This is a genomic window from Lysinibacillus sp. NPDC056959 (assembly GCF_042674095.1).
GTDB lineage: Bacteria > Bacillota > Bacilli > Bacillales_A > Planococcaceae > Lysinibacillus > Lysinibacillus zambalensis.
The window spans coordinates 89098-108236 of record NZ_JBHURE010000009.1 but is presented as its reverse complement, the minus strand read 5'-3'; the positions used below and the strand labels follow the sequence as shown (position 1 = coordinate 108236).

Annotated in this window: 19 protein-coding genes; all 19 read right to left on the bottom strand. The window is 36.5% G+C overall.

What is annotated here, in order from left to right:
* Positions 1-59 precede the first annotated feature (59 nt).
* Positions 60-1397, bottom strand: coding sequence for a polysaccharide deacetylase family protein (locus ACFTQ7_RS13035; protein WP_386829179.1), 1338 nt, complete (start codon positions 1395-1397; stop codon positions 60-62).
* Positions 1398-1401: 4 nt separating this feature from the next.
* Positions 1402-2580 (bottom strand): GLUG motif-containing protein, encoded by a 1179-nt coding sequence (locus tag ACFTQ7_RS13030; protein WP_386829178.1) that lies wholly within the window; start codon positions 2578-2580, stop codon positions 1402-1404.
* Positions 2570-4879 carry a hypothetical protein gene (locus ACFTQ7_RS13025; RefSeq protein WP_386829176.1) on the bottom strand — a complete coding sequence of 770 codons (2310 nt, stop codon included), beginning with the start codon at positions 4877-4879 and terminating at the stop codon, positions 2570-2572. Before ACFTQ7_RS13025 ends, ACFTQ7_RS13030 begins: the two co-directional genes overlap by 11 nt.
* Positions 4876-5268 (bottom strand): distal tail protein Dit, encoded by a 393-nt coding sequence (locus ACFTQ7_RS13020; RefSeq protein WP_079562959.1) that lies wholly within the window; start codon positions 5266-5268, stop codon positions 4876-4878. Before ACFTQ7_RS13020 ends, ACFTQ7_RS13025 begins: the two co-directional genes overlap by 4 nt.
* Position 5269: 1 nt before the next feature.
* Positions 5270-9247, bottom strand: a complete 3978-nt coding sequence (locus ACFTQ7_RS13015) for a tape measure protein (RefSeq protein ID WP_386829174.1) — start codon at positions 9245-9247, stop codon at positions 5270-5272.
* A 159-nt stretch (positions 9248-9406) separates the two neighbouring features.
* Positions 9407-9877, bottom strand: coding sequence for a hypothetical protein (locus ACFTQ7_RS13010; RefSeq protein WP_386829172.1), 471 nt, complete (start codon positions 9875-9877; stop codon positions 9407-9409).
* Positions 9878-10675: 798 nt separating this feature from the next.
* Entirely contained in the window at positions 10676-11269 is a 594-nt protein-coding gene (locus ACFTQ7_RS13005; RefSeq protein ID WP_386829170.1) for a phage tail protein, read from the bottom strand.
* A complete protein-coding gene (locus ACFTQ7_RS13000) occupies positions 11269-11682 on the bottom strand; it encodes a hypothetical protein (protein WP_386829168.1) in 414 nt (137 codons plus the stop codon). Before ACFTQ7_RS13000 ends, ACFTQ7_RS13005 begins: the two co-directional genes overlap by 1 nt.
* Positions 11679-12080, bottom strand: a complete 402-nt coding sequence (locus tag ACFTQ7_RS12995; protein ID WP_386829166.1) for a hypothetical protein — start codon at positions 12078-12080, stop codon at positions 11679-11681. The genes ACFTQ7_RS13000 and ACFTQ7_RS12995 overlap by 4 nt, the downstream gene beginning before the upstream one ends.
* Positions 12043-12426 carry a phage head-tail adapter protein gene (locus ACFTQ7_RS12990; protein ID WP_386829165.1) on the bottom strand — a complete coding sequence of 128 codons (384 nt, stop codon included), beginning with the start codon at positions 12424-12426 and terminating at the stop codon, positions 12043-12045. The genes ACFTQ7_RS12995 and ACFTQ7_RS12990 overlap by 38 nt, the downstream gene beginning before the upstream one ends.
* Complete coding sequence (locus tag ACFTQ7_RS12985) at positions 12404-12700, bottom strand: phage head-tail connector protein (RefSeq protein WP_386829256.1); 297 nt, start codon at positions 12698-12700, stop codon at positions 12404-12406. Before ACFTQ7_RS12985 ends, ACFTQ7_RS12990 begins: the two co-directional genes overlap by 23 nt.
* A 2-nt stretch (positions 12701-12702) precedes the next feature.
* Entirely contained in the window at positions 12703-13020 is a 318-nt protein-coding gene (locus ACFTQ7_RS12980) for a hypothetical protein (RefSeq protein WP_386829163.1), read from the bottom strand.
* 22 nt (positions 13021-13042) lie between these two features.
* On the bottom strand, positions 13043-14230 hold the full coding sequence (locus ACFTQ7_RS12975; protein ID WP_386829162.1) for a phage major capsid protein: 1188 nt from the start codon (positions 14228-14230) through the stop codon (positions 13043-13045).
* Positions 14231-14267: 37 nt separating this feature from the next.
* Positions 14268-14993, bottom strand: coding sequence for a head maturation protease, ClpP-related (locus ACFTQ7_RS12970; protein WP_386829160.1), 726 nt, complete (start codon positions 14991-14993; stop codon positions 14268-14270).
* A 1-nt stretch (position 14994) separates the two neighbouring features.
* Entirely contained in the window at positions 14995-16146 is a 1152-nt protein-coding gene (locus tag ACFTQ7_RS12965; protein ID WP_386829158.1) for a phage portal protein, read from the bottom strand.
* A 12-nt stretch (positions 16147-16158) separates the two neighbouring features.
* Positions 16159-17805, bottom strand: a complete 1647-nt coding sequence (locus ACFTQ7_RS12960) for a terminase large subunit domain-containing protein (RefSeq protein WP_386829157.1) — start codon at positions 17803-17805, stop codon at positions 16159-16161.
* Complete coding sequence (locus ACFTQ7_RS12955) at positions 17795-18298, bottom strand: P27 family phage terminase small subunit (protein ID WP_386829156.1); 504 nt, start codon at positions 18296-18298, stop codon at positions 17795-17797. The genes ACFTQ7_RS12960 and ACFTQ7_RS12955 overlap by 11 nt, the downstream gene beginning before the upstream one ends.
* 150 nt (positions 18299-18448) lie before the next feature.
* Positions 18449-18757 (bottom strand): hypothetical protein, encoded by a 309-nt coding sequence (locus ACFTQ7_RS12950; protein ID WP_386829155.1) that lies wholly within the window; start codon positions 18755-18757, stop codon positions 18449-18451.
* 1 nt (position 18758) lies between these two features.
* On the bottom strand, positions 18759-19079 hold the full coding sequence (locus tag ACFTQ7_RS12945) for an HNH endonuclease (RefSeq protein WP_386829154.1): 321 nt from the start codon (positions 19077-19079) through the stop codon (positions 18759-18761).
* Between the last annotated feature and the right edge of the window lie 60 nt (positions 19080-19139).

The window sequence follows — 19139 nt, the reverse complement described above, 5'->3', positions numbered from 1 at the left end:
TCCCAAACGTTTGGGATTTTAGGCAATAAAAATAACGCTAAGCTTCGCTCGCGTTTCTCTTAAAACATATTTGCATACTCACTCCATGACAGCACATTTAGTTCTTCCTGCTTTGAATAAAGATAATCAAGCATGTTTTTAAACTTTTCTGTTGGATAATTCATTTCATCTGTATTAACATCTTCTACTTTATGATGTAGGAAAATCACCGTTGCCCCTGTTTCTATTACATAATCAATCGCATTTCTAAATGTGATTTCTTCTACATTGTTATATAGAATGACCGTTTTAAGCAGATGTGGTTGAATTGGTGGAAGAATTTCATATTCTTCTCTTATTGACCTTCCTAATTTATAGTTTTTCATGACCTCTAAAACGTCATTATTATAACCGCCATAAGGATATGCTACAAAATCAGCAGTTCTGGAGAATCCATTGGAAATTAACCATTCCCTACAAACGTCCAATTCTGCTTGGATATGATTTATTGACAATGTTGATAAATCTTGATGAGTAACAGTGTGATTAAACAAATCCCACCCATAATTATATAACTCTTTTAATTGTGCTAAATTCATATATCCCGTTGTACCTACTGAACCACTAATGACACCGACTGATCCAACGAATCCTCTTGCCAACATAAGGGGAAAAGCGTTCGTATATTGAGAAATAAAACCATCATCAAAGTGAAGCAATACATTTCCTTTTGATTTTCTGTTGATGTAGATTCCATCAAATACGACAAATGTATGATCGCCAGTAACACTAATTTGTAATGTTGTAATCGTATTATTAAGATTTTCATTTCCAACAACATTCAATTTAGAAAGAGGTATCATGACCTCATTCCATCCACTAATCACTTTCCATTTTGTCGTTTTCCAAGATAGATAGCTGGCCATATTATCAACTGAAGAGAATCTCAATTCAATATTAGAAAGCTTGTTCACATCTTCTACGTAGAAACGCATCATCATTGTTTTGGTTTTTGATAAGTTATATTGTACTGATCTTAGTCTACTCGCTGATGTAGTATTGGCATCATTTGTAGTTACTTTGACAGACGACTGTCCGACTTTAACCTGTTCTGTATCTTGTGAAACTACTCCATACCACAATTGCCACCTTGAGAAATCTGTCATTAATCTTCCCTGGTTAATGATTTCTTTAGACTGTCGATTTCCCGATGTAATAGCTGCAAATCCACCCTTTTCACCATCCCAATATTGCGGTATAACTGCGCCAACTGCATCACGAATCAGCTTCTTTTTTGTAAAATCAACACCTTCACCACCTGGTATTATAAAAGTTTGCTTCACATCATCCCAATACTGACTAGGTATAGGGCTTCCCAATGCATCACGGATTAACTTTTCTTGATTAAATTTTGTCATATTATCACCTTCTGTAGTTTGTTAATGGCATCCGTTTGCATTTTATTTGTGTAATCTTTAATTTAAATCGAGGATAGTCTCTACCTTCATCTATTGTCCATACCGTATCAAAATCCCATCCATCGAACGTTGATTGTGTTTGCATTTCTGTAGTTGTACGTGCTTCGGTGTGAGTTTCTGTTACTTGCTTCCAGAAATTTGACCATACTTCACCTGTTATAGGTTGTGCCCTATAATAAGGTTTTGGCCACCATGAAGGAGGACCTGTACTATTCCATTCAGGCTCCCAATAATCACGATCTTTATTGGATTGGTATTTGTAATTTACATATAATTTATTATCCGTACCTCTTATAAACATTCCTTCAACATAATTTAAATCGCTAGTCCACCCCCGCATAGTAACACCTAACGATACATCACAATAACAGGAAATTATTTCAGCACCGTAATTTTCGGAAAAAACATACAACTGGTTCTTACTGCGTGACGAATAGTTATAAATCTCTACACTTGTATAACAATTCTCAACATTACCACTATATAGAACGTAAGCAAATGTACCAGCCAATATATACATATCATCTGGTTTATTTTCATCTTGTACGCCACTAATTTTCCCTGTAACATAACAATCTTTTATAACAGCATTCGAATAGCAGACAAATCCTCCGGCATGTCCTGCTGTTATATCTACATTAGCAGAGCATTTATTTATTATGGTCCCTGTACCAGCTGAACTTACTAGACCGCCTGTATTACTGCGTACATTTGTGCATTCAATTTTACCTGTTACATGGCAATTGGTAATTGCACAATCGTTTGTTTGTTGTACTAAAATAGCTATCCAGGTATCTAACGTGTTAGTAATATAAGCATTATCAATCGTGATATTTAAAAGTGTTGCTTCTATTGCTGAGCTGATAAAAGCTGGACCCACAATATCTTCAGTGATTATTAAATTACTTATCATATATCCGCCACCATTATAGGTACCACAAAAAGCTTTACCTTGATTATCACCTATTGGTAACCATTCAACACCTGATAAATCAATATCTGCCACTTGTTTATAATAATACTTAGGGTTTTCATTATTTTTATTCCTCACATTGATAAGGTCTTGTACAGTTTTAATTAAAAATGGGTCATCTTTTGTACCAGTTCCACCACTAAACATCATCCCCCTCTCCTTCTTCTTCTTCTTCTTCTGTTCCCTCTTGACACATGGCTTGTACACTTATATCCACACTTCCGCTTTCCAAGCCTATCAAATTAATTTTAACGCCTATATATTTATCTTCTGCATCTTTAATTAATTCCCATAGTGCTGCTATTGGCTCTGCTTGCTCTACCTGGCCAATCCCCGTAGTCACACTAATTACTTCATCATAGGAAGTTGTAAAAAGAAATTCAGCCCCTTCACTATCTGCTGATACAGTTTCTGACTCTAAATAATACGTTGGTCCAAGTAAACCAGGGTCAACAACCTCATCATTTTGTGCTGTAAATCTAATAGCATACCAAGCTTGCCTGTGCTTTGATGAGTCAAATTCTGATGGTGGTTTTTCAAGAATGCTAATAACCATGTACATCACGTTTCTACGTGGGAAAGTCCAATCCTTGATACTCTCGTATGACCTGACAGTTCTTATACCTTTACTGCTGTAAGTACGTATACTAACGTAATAAGAACGATATTTTCTTAATAACTTCAAGCGTAATCCATTATGTTCGAGTAATGCTTTATAAAATATTTCTGCTTGAATAGCATTTAATGAAGGACTAGCAGGTACTGACACACCATTTAATTGTAAACAATTCACTTCTCCAATACGTAACTCGAAAAGAGGTTCAAATGGTATCTTTTCGAAAGCAACTCCATACATCACATTCTTATGAACAGTTGGATCAAATTGTGAATTTGGAACTTCTGAAATAGAAACAACTAAGTATTCTGCACCTTCACGCGGTAGTTTCCAATTGGGCAACTGATCTCTTATCGTTTCGTAATCGTACACAAATGGAACACCATCAGAGCCAAACGTCACAATATTTATTTTATAATTCCTAAATTCAGGCCTTAATGATAATTTAATACCTCCGTACTCTTGCATCAGGTGATAGTTTAACTTGACAGAAAAATGGTCAAGCTCTAGATTTTCCCCTTCTGTGTCAATTAACAAGCTACTGTTGCCTAACATATTGTTCTTACCTATTTTAAATTCACGTAACGGGGCAATATAAACTTTATTGAATTTCACTGCATAATCTCTTACTTTGTGAATCTCTGGATTAAGTTGTTCGAGAGGCACTTCACTTATGGTAATACTGATTGCTTGCATTTTAGGTATTGGAAATGTCCAGTTACTCATGACGTCAGCTATTTTCTCAAGTTTGTATTCTTCATATTGATTGTCCTCATACCATTCACTAATGTACACGTGGTACTTACTGTATTGGGGCTTAACCTTTAAAGACATACCTTTTAGTTCACCTTGGATATAATAATCAATTGAGGTAGATATATTGTCAGGTAAGATTTCTTCCTCGCCAAGTTCGATTCCATCAAGAGCCATACAATTGATCTTGCCCATTTGCCAGCTCTGCAAAAAATAATTTAAAGTAGGGTCTTCTTTCTCTTCATATTCCTTATCTTCATTCATGACATTCACAATATCACGTATAACTTGCCCTACGTCCAACTTCGGTACTTCTTTAAATAAAGGATTATAACGTTTGCCTACGATTCGTTCCGTTGCATCAATGGCTAAATCTGTATCAATCATGCGAACGGTATCCCCTAACTCAGCCGAAGCAATTTCTTGCTGTTGAGAGCCAGACATTTTACTAAAATCGATAATGTCTACTTCATGTGCATATTCAAACAAAAAATTTTCATCCAAATCAATTTTTTGTGTAATCGATTGAATGTTTTTCCCAACCTCTAACTTAAGGTTTTTATTGGCACCACGTCTGTTATGAATCGTAATGACGAACTTGTTATATTCAACTTCTAACCCATTTTGGCGTGCAAATTCATTAATGCGACTCCTACCACCTTTAGCGCTTGGCCTATAGTAATAATAACCGCCTGCTAAATCAATAATCTTAAATCCGTTCATTCCCCAGCATTGCGAAATGATACTCCTTGGTGAACCCTCATAAAACTCTTCTTCATCTTCTGCTACAAATGGGGCTTCCGATGGATTATTTAATACATAACTTACATGCTCAAGCATCAGCTTAATTGCTTTACTTTGATCACGCTGCTTGTCTACCCCCGCAATAATAAAATAATCCCCATCTATTTCCACTAAATTAGGGTAGTGTAAAAAGGAGGGGAATATATTTTCAGCCATTTGTATGTCAGCAGTGTATTGGTCATTGATAACTTCATAAATCTCTGCGTTAATAACATTTTCAAGCGTACCGATAAGCGATAGATTGCTATGATTTAAAACCTTAATATCGTAACTCATACAGCCACCATATCAGGTGAACAACGGAACGTTGCCCAAAATAACCCGTCATCCACAATACGCTCAAAATCTTCACTAGAAATAAACTTGGCCATATATGCCCACTTTGAATCTTCATCAAAAATTAATCGCTCTTTCTGTGATGATTTAAAATAACCACGTAAAGCCCGACAAGCATCATAATAGGTTTGACCTGGCAACGGTGTAAGTAGGAATTGTATGCGAATTTCAATATCACTTTCACTATCATCAGCCACTACTACACTGCCACTAACCTTCGGTAATTTAATAAACGAATCACTAAATTCACCAAAAAGGGGCCTTTCGGTGTCCATAACCTCAAGCCCCAATTGTGAACAGTGTATTCCTTTAAATGTGATGTCACACATACTATTTCCCCTTTCGATCACGTTGCTGCTGCTCATAAATTTGACGTGTAATTTTCTTAACATCAGCTTCTTCGCGAATAATAAATTGTGCGCCTTCTAACATGCGTTCATAATTATTGTGAATTACTTGTGGTTCTTGTCGTCCTCCACCTGCTGCATCAAATATTGCTTTACCAATTGCACCTAACACTCGTTCATTAAGAGGTAAAATGGCTTCTGGACCAGCTTCTCCTACCCCATGCAATGCATTTCCTGTATTAAATAACGTTGGCTTATTAAATACGCCACCTTTTGCATGCCATTGAATATCGATTTTAGGAAGCCCTTCACCGAACCAATCTAATGGATTGATAGAGCCCTTAATACTAAATTTAGGCTTCTTGAGCTTTGGCCAATTAAAATCAAATTTAAAGAATCCCTTTATAGCATCGATTGCTTTTTTAACGGCATCCTTTGCTTTGGTTATCGGTGACTTAATGGCTGAATAAATAGAATCCCATTTTTCTTTAACCTTCCCAAGCAAATCACCGAACGAAAAGAATCCTTTGATTTTGTCAACAACAGTCTTGGCTATATCAGAAATTTTTGACCAGATATTCGAAAAGAAGTTGGAGACACCTGTAAAAATTTCAACCGTCTTTCTTTTTATCGTGTCCCAATTTTCGACAATTGTTTTTACCAATATGCCAACTGGTCCAGTAACGACAACAAGGATGGTTTTCCAGTTTTCCTTCAGGAAGTCAACTATGGCGCCACCAGCTTTTTTGAAAATACCAACAATAGAATCCCATAAATCGGTAAAGAATTCCGCGATAGAATCCCAGTTTTCAATAATTAACGGAACAGCTATGGTTAACGCCGTAACCGCGATACCAATTGGTCCCGTCAAAGCACCAAAAGCAACTCTTAATGCTGGTAAGACTTTCGAGGCTAGATTAGCAATGACCGGAATGAGTTTACCTAAAATCGAAGCAAAGCCAGCACCGCCCTTACCACCACCAAATAAGGTGGTTATGGTGTATACTGCTGGGCTGAGTGCGGTAAATGCTCCTACTAATGTGCCAATAGCACCAACAACAGCTACAATGATTGAGGTTAAACCTGAATGTTCTTTTGCAAAACTAGCAATACTCGATACTACTTTTGCAATAACACCTAGCAACGGATCTAGTGCTTCTTTTACATCTGATATAGCTTGTCTCAATACTGTCATTGGATCAGCATTAACTTGCTCCGTCATTTTGTTAATTTCCGCTTGGCCTTCAGCAACAGTAATCTGTCCATTAGCCACATCATCTAGTACGCTAACAATTGCATCGCCCTGGTCTTCCCACATAGTCCCGAAAATTTCAACGCCGATCGTTTCACGTAAAGTAGCATCTTCGATTTGAGAGAGCCATTGTGCCATTTCGGAAAATGCCTTTGAACCTTCTTCGCCACCTTTAGCAATCGCTTTTCCCCATCCCTCTAACTGAGAGAATAAGGCTTGTACAGCAGCACTGTCAGGAGGGTCTTTCCCTATCGCTAACTTTTCGGCATTCATAGCTTTAAATGAATCTAATTCAGCTTTGTGTGCTTCTCTTACAGCATCCATTTCATCACTTAATCTCTCATTAAGTGCTTCTTTACGATTAGTATGTTCCTCTTGAAGTGCCGATAATTTCGCCTGATTCACTTCTCGTAACGCATCAATCTGTGCCTTATTAGATTCACTAAGTACCTTTAATTCCTCTTGTTTGCGTTGTTGAAAAGCTTCTTTTTGAGCGTTATGCCGTTCTTGCAAGGCTGCTTTTTCGGTTGCTTGCATTTCTTTTAATGCATTTTTCCGCTCATCAAATCCACTTTTTAACGATTCTTTTTCGTTTGCAATTTGCTCTGAAAGTTGCTCTTTTCGAGTCTCAGTCTCTGTTTTAAGCGCTTCTTTTTTAGAATCCGATGCTTCTTTTACCGCATCCTTTTGACCTTTCAAAACTTCAATTTGTTCTTTGCGTTCTTCTCTGATTTTTTCAAGACGTAACTGTTCTTCAAAATTGCGTAATTCTCGCATTGCGTTCTGGCGATCAGCGTTCATTTTCGCATTATTTACACGTAAGTTTAGTTCAGCACGTTTCTGGGCGTTCTCTTGTTTCTTAATGGCTTTATCTTCAGCTTCGGTTTTAGCATTTAATGAATCTATTTTATTGTCTAAGGCTTTTAACTGATTATATTTTTCTTCATCAATGAGCTTCATACGCTCTTTGTACTCTTTGTCTATGAGCTTTATTTTTGCTTGAGAGTTTTTCTCAAAAATTTTCAGCTCTTCTTGTTGCGCCTTTTCTAACTGACGTAACTGTTCTTGCTGATTTTTAGTTAATGTCTCAGTTTCAGCAGTTAATCTTTTTTCCAATGCTTTTTGTTGCTGTTCATAGCTTTTAACCGTAGCATCATAATTAGCGCTTAATTTTTTTTCAAGTGATTTTTGTTGTTGGTCATAACTCTTAGATACAGCGTCATACTCTCTTTGAAGCAGTTTATCTAAAGATTTTTGTTGTTGAGCATGACCCTTGGAGATGGACTTCTCTCGATTACTTAGCGATTTTGCTAAGGCATCTTCTTGTTTAGAAAAGTTGGCTTCCATCGCGGAAAGTTGCTCATCTGACATTTTTTGTGTATCCCCAACAACATCACGAATGGCGTCCTTCATGGATTCTTTCAATCCGTTGCCCATTTCAACAGCGCGAATACGCCCTTCTTTCAAGCCATCTAGTAAGTTGTCGATATTCCAGCTTTTTTCTTGAGCAGCTCTCGATAAGATAGTTTCAATATCCTTAGCATTGTAGCCCGCTCGTTTCAGCTGTCCGCCATATTCGCTGATAATATCAAGCTGTTCAGGAGGGAAACCGATTTTCAATAAACGACTAATTAAGTTGGTTGCCTCGATATTAGATATACCAAGCGCTTTACCAACCTCGTTCGTTTCTTGAATCAGCTCAGTAAAATCGATCCCACTATATGCTCGGGTAATGACAGCCGCACCATTTACAACTTCTTGATTAGCCTCATCTGTAGCATCTTTATTTAAAGCCCATTGCCTACGAACTCCTTCGAGTGAGGCTTCTCCATCAACACCGTACGCTTCTACATCTCGCACAGCCTGTCTAACGGTTTCTCTTGACGATTCAGGTACATCAAAAGAAATCTTAATAGATGTATCCAAACTAGCGCTTTCTAATGCTGCTGATACTGCTGTGCTTACCCCAATTGCCGCGCTCGCTGCACCTGCCATAGACTTTAAGCTATCTGCAAGACCATTCACTTCTTGTTCAGCTTCATTTGCTTCTTGTCCCAATCGAACTAAATCTTGTCGAACTTGTTCAACAGAAGAACCGCTGTCTAACGACCGAATGGATGCTCGCATCTCTGTTATATCACGACCTGCATTTAATGATGAACGTGCGATTTTATCGAATGCAGTATCTAATTGCTTTGCACTGGCAGAACCATTTTGGATAGCTCTTGTTAAATCTCGCCCCAATAAATCAGAAAAATCACCAACCGATTGGCCAGTGACTGAAAATAAATTTTGTAATTGTCGTAAAGACTCCGTTTGATCAACCTGAGCTTGCTTAGCACGTTGTAATGCTTGTTCTGTTCCTGTTATGGCATTGGCTGCTTGTTGTTCAGCAATTTGATTACGCTTTAGCTGTTCCTCTAGTTTTTTGGCTTCCTCTGAATTTTCACCCCATAGATTTTTTGCACGTGCTAAAGTTGCTGTGGTTTCTTCTGTTTTACGCTTTGCCACTTCATAAATTTGTTGTAAACCACTCATTTTCGCCTCTAACTTTTCAGTCTCAGAAGCATTGTGTTTCATTTGTTCTTGCTGGAGCTTCATCTGTTGACGTAATGATGTGGTTTCTTTGTTCATTTCCGTCATTGATTTATTAAATTCTTGGTTAAATGCCTTGAAAGTTATTTTGACTTCGTTGTTATTGTTAGCCATATACTCACTCTCCTATCAGGCTATTACTCCACCCATCAAACGCTAGTTTATTCGCATAAATACGCTCTACTGTTGCTATTGGACCATGCCAAAAGGTTTCGGGGTCGATGCCTGCTATTAATACGTAGAGTGTGTAAAGGTCCTCCACATGCTTGATGACTAGCTTTGGTGGTGTTGTTTTTTTTTGGATTTTTTCGTTTGTTTGTGTAAAGCTTTAGCAAAATCATTCGATTCATTCAATAATCCAACAATCAAATTGGCATAAAGTTGGATTGTATCTGTTAATGGATAATGGTACTTTTCTAAAAATTCATCAAAGGTTAATTCAAGATTTTTATTGGCGCCAATTGCAGCTAAATAAATAACAGCAATTAATTTTTGCTCGTCAAAAGCATTCAATAACTCAAGGGAAGCTTCTTCATCGGATTGAGTAATAAGTGTTTCAAGTCCCTTTATTTTCAATAAATCCTCAAATAAACTCGATTCTAATAAGCCTGTATCATAACCTTTTTTCACGGCAGCATTCGTTAAAAAGGCTGGGTGTACCTTCGTGTTAACAAATCGCTTTTCAAATTCACCGTCAACTTCTACAACTTCTACCTCTTTTAACTCGACCTTTTGAATTTTCATGTGATTCTCCTCCATCTATTCAAAAATAAAACACCTCCAATTCGGAGGCGTTGGTTTGGAATAAAGTTTGATTAATAGTAATTCTAATAATCATTTTTTATAGTAAATGAAAAGAAAGCATATTGAATAAAGATTGATCAACATGCTTTCTTTTTTGGTAATTTAGTATTAAGTTTTTAGTAGCTCTATTTCAACTAAAGCACCCGTTAGCCATCCATGTAGCGCAAAAACCATCGCTACACCACAGAAAATGAAAGATGATTAAGTTCTTTCATGGGAGTTGAACAAAAAAACTTTTTAACTTGTAGCTTAACCTCTTATTATTTTTTTATCTTTCTTGATTGAAAATATAGTAAAACAAAAATAATAATGATGAATATGGTTATTATTTTTAGGACGATTTTATTGCTGGATAATAAATTCGGTATCGATGCTATATTTATAATTAGCTCCATATTAGGTCCATCAGGATTCATAATACCTGATATCACAGCACCTATAACAATACCAGCACAGCATAATAATAATGTAAATGACAATATTACTATTTGTAATATTACAATAAACGTTCTATTTTGAAACATGTAAACCTCTTTCTAACTACTTATATAAAAACAATTGTAGGCTACTCTCCAAACTATTAAAATAAGTAAAAATAACCAGTTTAAATCTTTTACTAATCTGCACCGTTAGTTTAAGTACATTTCTTCACAATCTTTCAAATTCAACATAAATATCTCTATTATCAATTTTATTATAAACAATTAATCTTTTCTACAAAGCTACAATAGGCGCTCATTAAGGTGTATCTGGTTCAGTTTTTTCAACTAATTTTCGTGTGAAGTTTGTATGCCAAGTTTCCGCAATTTCTGGTTCTTCTAACTCAGCTGTAATCGCCTCATAGTAGAATTGGCCATATGCATCAGCAACTGCACTAAATGCTAGTTCAAGCATCGCTAACTCTTCTTGTGATGTATCAATGTTGATGGTAAAACCACCTGCATTAGATGCTTTAGGGAATGCAATTAATTTTGTGAGATCCTCAAATTCATCGACCACATCAGCTGTAAATACAAAGTCTTTACCTAATGAATTGGAGCCATAACTATAGATACCAGGCTTTAAATCCTCGTTAGATAAACCGAAATAGTCACGTAAAACTTGTACAGGTACATGGGCACTAACTGTTACATTTAGCTTTAATGTAACGGTTTTCTCCGCAATTGTTGCACGACCACATTTTTTCGATAAAACGGTTGTCTCAGGTTCAGATGCAATCGTACCTACACAACCAAATTTTGTACCTGGTTCTTGTTTGCCTCCTTTCATAAATTGAATCGATGCGTTTTTGATATTCCACGCATCAAATTGCTCAATTACTTGTTTTGTCATTATAAGCCCTCCTCTATTAATTCTTCTAATGCGCCATGTAATTTCTCTAAAATTTTAGGCGTTGATTTCTGTAATGAACGATCACTAAAATGCTGTGCCCAGGGATTCGATGGTCCTCGACCTTCATCAGGGAAAACCAAATAACCAAAACTCCCCTTTTTATTGGCAGCTCCACCCTTTGTTTTCACAACAAACCCCAAATTATGTTCCTCATTTGTTGACCAATTACTTTCCTTCGCGTGTCTCTTATTAGCAACCTTTGAAACGGGTAAAAGATTGGACATTTCTTTTGTAGCAATCTCAATAGCATCCGTGTGTAACACCTTGTTAATAGCTTTCTCAGCTCGACCTGGTAACGCCTTAATTTTTTCTTCCAAAGATGTTAGATTATTAAATTCAACTAGTGACTTCATAATTCAATACATCCTGTCACAATTTTGCGTTGATAAAGAAATACAACTCTATCAACATAGTTATCCGTATCTTTTCTTTTTAATCTTTGTTTTTGAGTACGTATCAAAGACATGCGAGGTAAAGCAGAAAGTTCTGTAATAATATCAATCGTACGTTCGTCAACGTCATCACGGTTTTCTGAATAGTAATAGATAACTACATCTTGACTGATAGACTTTTTATCATCGTTTTTATTCATGTCTCCTGTTTCATAAACAAAGAAATGATAGTTTTTTTTCTTAAACTGAGTTTCTTCATCCTCTGCTAAATCATCCTCAAAAACAGGAATATCAAAGGCGTTTAACGCTGTAAGTAAAGCGTCAATCTGTTCCTGCATCTTGATTTTTGTTTTGCTCAAGTGCTCCCACCTCCTGCAAATAAAAATAGAGATACATCTTTTCACGATCACTATCTACCTTTATGACATCGTACTCTATACCTTCTACAATGACTTTTAATTTACTTTTATCAAATTTACGTAATTGAGGAGGACAGAGCGTGCGAATTTTCAAGCTCAAAACAGCACTTAATACTTTTGCCATTTCATAATCTTCATCACGACACGACATTTCTTGATAAGCAAGCCGACCCATTGGAACAAATTTTTCACTGATTCGTTTTCTCTTCGCGGACCGTCCAGTTTCTTTCGTGCCATATTGAATATAACCATCGTTTAAAACATCACGAATCTTCTTGTTCGCCATCTACAGCCCTCTTCTCTAAAGCGACATGTAGTATTAGACGCTTGAGTTCATCTGCAAAATTCTTTTCAAATTCATCAGCGGCATTGTTATAAACATAGCGACAGCGCTCTAATAACAGCTCTGTTTCCCATGCGTCTAATCCAAAAGAAAAAGTCTTACTCGTCAATTTCTCGAAGTAAGACTTTGCTCTATTAATGATACGTTCTAACTCAGCATCTTCATCATCCCATGTAATACGTAATCGATGCTTTAATTCTATAAGCAGTTCATTCATCATTATTCACCGCTTTTCAATGCATTTTCCGCTTCGATAGCTTCCTCTTTACCTTTTACTTTAGTGCCGTTAGAAAGCTCATAATAGCCTCTTCCCGTGTGCTTTGGAAACTCTGACACTTGTTCTTTATGTTCTTCCTGCTCGTTAATCTTAACTTCTGCAAGATAGATTTTTTTGTACTCAGGATGCACACCTGTTAAAAAATACACACGTTCCTCATTTGCTGTAAATCCTTCAGCTGGATATGTGTCACCTGCTTTATACATTTGGCCATTATGTTCAAGTGCTTTAAATGGATTTACTACTTTTGCTGTAATCATGTTCATTTCCCTCCCCAATTAATTAAGGTGTATCTGGTGTATTTGTAGTGGCTATGTTGTTGATAGCCATATTTGTAATATCAAATACGATGAACGAATCATTATCAAGTGGACGACCATTTGTTAATTGACGAGTTAAATATAAACGTTGATCTTCAATTAAGCGTAATACGTCAGTAGATTCTAATTTTGTTTCACCAGCTACCCCCATGAAATAATCTTTCGGTTTACCGGAAATCATTGTATTCAATGGGACAGCTGGTGATTGAATGATTTCCAAACCAGGAATAGCAAAATTATTATGTGTCCAAGAACCGTCATCGCGTTGCTTTGCCCCATACGCAAATAATTTTGTCGCATAATCGAACGGGTTAATGATTAATGATACGCCTGTATAACTACGAGTACCGCCTTTTGTTGTTGGTGCCAAGATTTTTTCGCCGATTTCTTGCGGTGTGAAAACGTTCAAAGTTACTTTGGCTTTATCTGGATATGCGCCATCCACAATAGCACCTGCTAAATTTTTAATCATACCGATTGGTTGTTTTTTACCGGTCCCTTTAACAATGACATTTTCTAACTCTGTTGAAATAACTTCTGTTAAAAATGCACGTACATAACGATCTAACCATTCAGGTCCAAGTTCGAACATTGCTTTGCAGACAACTAAAAAGCCAGAAAGTTTATACATACCTTGCTCAATTGTTTCAAATCCGTGGTCAACCATTTCTTTGATTTCATCGCACACATCTCCCCAGAAGGCTGTTGTTGCCCCTTCCTTACGCACGACCCATTGCGTAGTTGCACCAACGCGCTGAAAATTAACGCGAGACAATAATGGATGGTCCATTGCTAAATCTTCGAATACGCGTTCATATACAGTTGGTGGTACAAATGTAGCTACACCGTCAAAAGATTGCACATCAATTGCAGCGTTATAAAATTTCTTTTCCTCTGTCGTCAATGTACGTATGCCTCGTGATGCTAATACTGCATTGTCCCATTGTTGCTCGTTTGCACGATTGGCCTCGCGAATTGTCGTGTTCATTAAATCTTGGAAATGTAGCATATTACTTTCATAGTTCTCAACAATTCGAGCTGCAACTTCGTTTGGATCAGCGCTTTCAAATGCTGCTTTTAGAGCTGCCACTTGAGCTTCTTTATTTTCGATAACTTTAGGTTCATTATCTAAATTTTTAATACCTGTCATATAAATGACCTCCTGTTTTTGAATAAAATAAAAACGCCTACTCAATTGAGTTGCGTTGGAATTTTGTTAAAATATTTTGTTTTGGTGATGACTCTTGCTTAAAACGTGCAAGGACACTATTTTTAAATGCTTCTGCATCTGTTTTGATTTCGTCGTCATCGGCTGTGTCTTTCACAATTGAAGTTGAGGCGAAGCCAATTGCAATAGCTTCATCAGCAGTAAACCATGTCTCATTATTGACCATCTGCTCGATTTCTTCACGCTCTACTATTGCCTTCGTCATATAGATGTCTACCAAAGATCTATCGAGCTTAGATAATAACTCAGCTTCTTTTTCTAAATCTTTTTTGGTTCCCCAAATACCTGTAGATGCTTCGTGAATCATCAACATTGAGCCTGTATTCATTACAAGTTCATCCGCTGCCATCGCTATAATAGATGCTGCAGAACAAGCCCAACCATCTACAATGATTTTTACTTTGGCATCGTGGTCCTTTAAACGATTGTAAATGGTGATACCGTCAAAAGCATCACCACCAGGACTGTTAATACGGACCGTAATGTTTTCAGTCATTACATCTTTTAATAAGGCGTCAATGTCACTTGCTGATATAGAGTCGTACCACCAGCTTTCACCGATATCGCCATAGATAACAATTTCAGTTGTGGATGCGTTAATATTTTTCGCTGAAAGTTGTTTTTTAATTTCCGGGATTTGTTCAGCATATTGTTGATTTTTAAATTGCTTAAAACGATTTTTCATGTTAAGTTTCACCCCCTTTTAGTGCAGTCTCTGCATCTTGATAATTCTTCGTAACATGTCGCTTATCTGCAATTTCATCGTCCACAGGCTCATGCCCCAGTTCTTCTAGAATATTATTAATTGTATAAACCCCAATCGCAAACATTTTGTCAAAGGCTGTAGCCAATTGTACGATGTCTGTAATTTTGATTTTTGATGTATCAATTTTTAAATATGTTCGCATTAAATATTCATCTTTTGAATAGGCCTTACGATTAAATTCATCTTCCATCATTTCTGCAGGTGGATTAAGTGCAAACATAATAAAGTTGTCAGTTTGTTTATCAATATCCGCTAAGTCGCCTTTCAACAAACCACGCGGTACATGAAATGCCATCGCTACATAATTAAAAATATCATCCACAAGGTTACTTATATCTCGACTATCTATTGTTAAACCTGTTTTTGAATCTGACATGTCTTCAATCTCAAAACCATCTTGTAATTGGAAAGCAACACTTTTTTTGTCGGGATCAAACCAATTTTTCAATTGATTTTCAAACATGTCATCTATTTTTTTCTGTGTTTCGTCATCCTGTGCCCTTAAAAAATCACCTTTAACTAATACACGCTTATTATTTTTTAGCTTGTAATAGCTTTTAGCAGCTTCAACCATTTTTCCATGCGATTCATACAATTCATCGATTATCGATAATATTTTTGTATCGGTAAGTTTTAAACGAATTACTTCGGATTCTTTATACGTTCGGTTTAATTTGAGGTCTCCAATTTGTATATTTGAATACACATTTTCAAAAAATGCATATTCTTTCACATCAAAACTATCAGCAATATAGAAGTTGTTATTCTCCATAATGATTAAACATTCGTTTTCATAGATAAATTTCTGAATAGCTTTATGAAAGAATGCTGTTGCGTTTTGATTTTGATTTGGTTGTACATTCAAGGCATAATACATGTTTCCTCTGTGTAATTTTCCTTCTTTGTATGTTTTAATTTCACATCTTGATAAAGCATTGGCGATTAAGTTCACACATGTTTCTACCGCTAATTTTTTATAATAATACTCAGCCGATAATTCATAATAGCAGTCTTTCAAACTTTCTAATTGGCCATCTTTAAAGAATCGTTTAATCCATTGCCACATACTCAAATTTCTCACCTCCTAGTAGCTGTATGTTTTAAACGCTTTCGACACGTTTTCGGCAGTTAACGTTCGGGATTCTACAATTTCTAATTCAAATTGCAAAGCATGTAACAATGCAAAAAAGCCGTCAGTCTTTCTCATCTTCGGCTCGATTTTTTCATATGTGATGTTCCCTTTTCCATCGGGCTTTACATAAGTATTATTTGTATACCATCGCATCATTAGGTCATTTCCCCATATGATTTTTTCGTAGGCGAACATTTCTTCTATAGTAGGCTGTAACTTTGTATGTGTTGTTGTTCCACTGCGGGCAATATCAAGTGAAAAACCATAACTCTCAAATACTTCTCGTAAGTGATTGATTCTCATGATGTCACTAGCGATTTTTTTAATTCGATAGTATTTAGATTGTTCAGCAAACCAAGTAGCGATTATTTCAGGTTTATTGGTTTCTTCATAAATGATAGTGACCAAACCCTGTTCTTTAGCAAGCTCAATATCGACAGCATAATTAAATAATTTTAATGACCTGTGATTAATAAATGTATGGTGCTTCCAATACCTTTTGCCGTCCTTCTTAAACAACAATCCAACTCCGACAAAATCTCGCGTATCTGCGTAATCAATACCGCCTATACATTCAGCGCCTTTCAAGTCGGGAAATGGTTTGTTCGTTGCTTTAATCTTGTTCCAATCAGCAACTCCATCAGCAGATAATTGTGAAGGCTGATTCATGCGCTTTGTCATAAATTCGATTCTTGCAGATGGACGATTCTGCATGCGATCATATTCTAACTCCATTTCAAGCATCAAATCAGGTAAATGCATAATCGATGGATTTGCTTTTTCCCATTTACGCTTTTCATGTACTTCTTCCGGATCATCCAGTCTACACATAAACGGGAATAAACGAGAATTGGGTATCTCACCACGAAGTACTTGTTCTGCCTCTTCTTTCATCTGATCTAGAAATCCATCTCGAACATTTCCATCAGTTGTTAAATAAATCCGACGAGCTCTTGGTACTTTCCCTAAACCAGATGTAAATACTTTAATATTATCTTCCGTTTCATAGGCGTGGATTTCATCGAACACAACAATACCTGGTCGGAATCCATCTTTTGTTTTAGCATTATTTGTATAATAGCTAACTTCAGATTTCGTTTTGATGTGACGAATCACTTGCCTTGTTTTTTTGAAATGTTTTTTGAATGTCTTCCAGTGATCTTCTAATACATCAAATAAATCGTTAAACGATGTCTTAGCTTGTTTTTCGGATGTAGCTACAATATCAATGTTGTAACCTCTTATTCCTTGTTTACCACTCATATGAAATGCAAGTGCTGCTAAAAATGCATTCTTCCCTGCCCCACGGCCCATATATAAAAGAAATTCATTAAAAACAAGTGAATCATCATCGTAAAAAAGTCCGAACATACAAGCAACCACGAACTTTTGCCATTTAAAAAGTTTGAAAGGAAAGTATTTTTCTATGGACTCAATCGCTTGGTTAATAGCTGCTTCATCAATCCATACATTTTCTTGTGTTAATTTCTGCTCTACTAGTTCCATTAATGCAGCTACATCTTTACTGACTAAAATTTCACCACTGCAAACCGCATCGATGTAGCTGTCAATATGAACATTACTTTTTCTAGTAGTCATCATCCTCACCTTCTATTTTAATCTCACTTGTTTTAAGTCCCAGCTCACTTAATATTTTAAGCATTTGTGCATTCGTTTTATTAAGCTCGCCAATGCTATCATTTTTCTTTTCACCGCGAGCACCTGGAACTGTGACACCTCGCTCTTGAATATCCTCAATGAGCATGTTTTTCACATCCCACATTGCAAGGTAATCATCAACGAGATCCATAAAGTGTGCTTGAGTTGCTCCCATTTCAAAAAGTTGCTCTCGAAGATCTTTTTCTATCCTTCTACGCAACTTTTTATTACCTGGTACTAACTCAACGATTTCGGGTGCAATTATTACCGTTTCTTGCCCACTTTCTTGTGTGCACTGCTCCTTCTTTTCTTTCCAATTGTATCGTTTGTACCAGGATTTTACCGTATTTTCCTTGACGTTGTATTTCGCCGCGATGTCCTTATACTTCATACTTTCAAGCCAATCTTCAAATGCTAATTCATGACTTTGCACCCTTACCGCCCACCTTTCCTATTGCATATTTATACACCAACAATTTAGTGTGCATGTTGTCGCGCGGAAATCCAAAAAATATATTCATTCCTGAACCCTACTCGTTGAACGTTTCCCTTAATAAATCCCGAATTTTTTTCCCGGGGGGTGTTATTTTACGTACTTCAAATGTTGGTCAGCGAATTCTACAATGTAATTCACTTCATCAGCTGTAATTCGTAACAGTTCACACGTGAATGGAAGTTTATCAGCTGATTTTAATTGCTCACGCACTTTATCTACTGTCATGTGCTTACACTTACGAGTGTTAACACAATCTCTTATTTGCTTATATCGATAGTAAGCATAGCGAGTGAAAGCATTCAGCATATCTCGCTCATACCAATCACGTTGTGAGTTCGTAATGGCTGCATCTATAATCTCTGTGTCATATGTCCATGTCCCATCAGTGAGAATCACGCTACCACCTCTCTTCATTGGTAAACTTAAGCGCCCTCGTTGTCTCTAGACGATTATGTACATCGTTATGGCATTTAATGCATAGGCACTGTAGATTACTTAAAGTCAATGATAGATGTGGATGTGTCTTCACTTCTTTCAAATGATGAACGTTCTCTGCTTTGTGATAACCACCAGCTGCCTTACATAGTTGGCATTCAAAGTTATCACGTTTCAATGCATCAAGCCTTACCTCTCTCCACTCTTTTGACTTATAGAACTTCATTAGCTCACTACTAAGGATGAACTGAATTAGTTCTTGTTTGCGTGCTTCCTTAACCATTGTTAATCCCTCCACAATTCATAGTTAATTGCATAATAAAAAGCCACACCTTCTTAGATG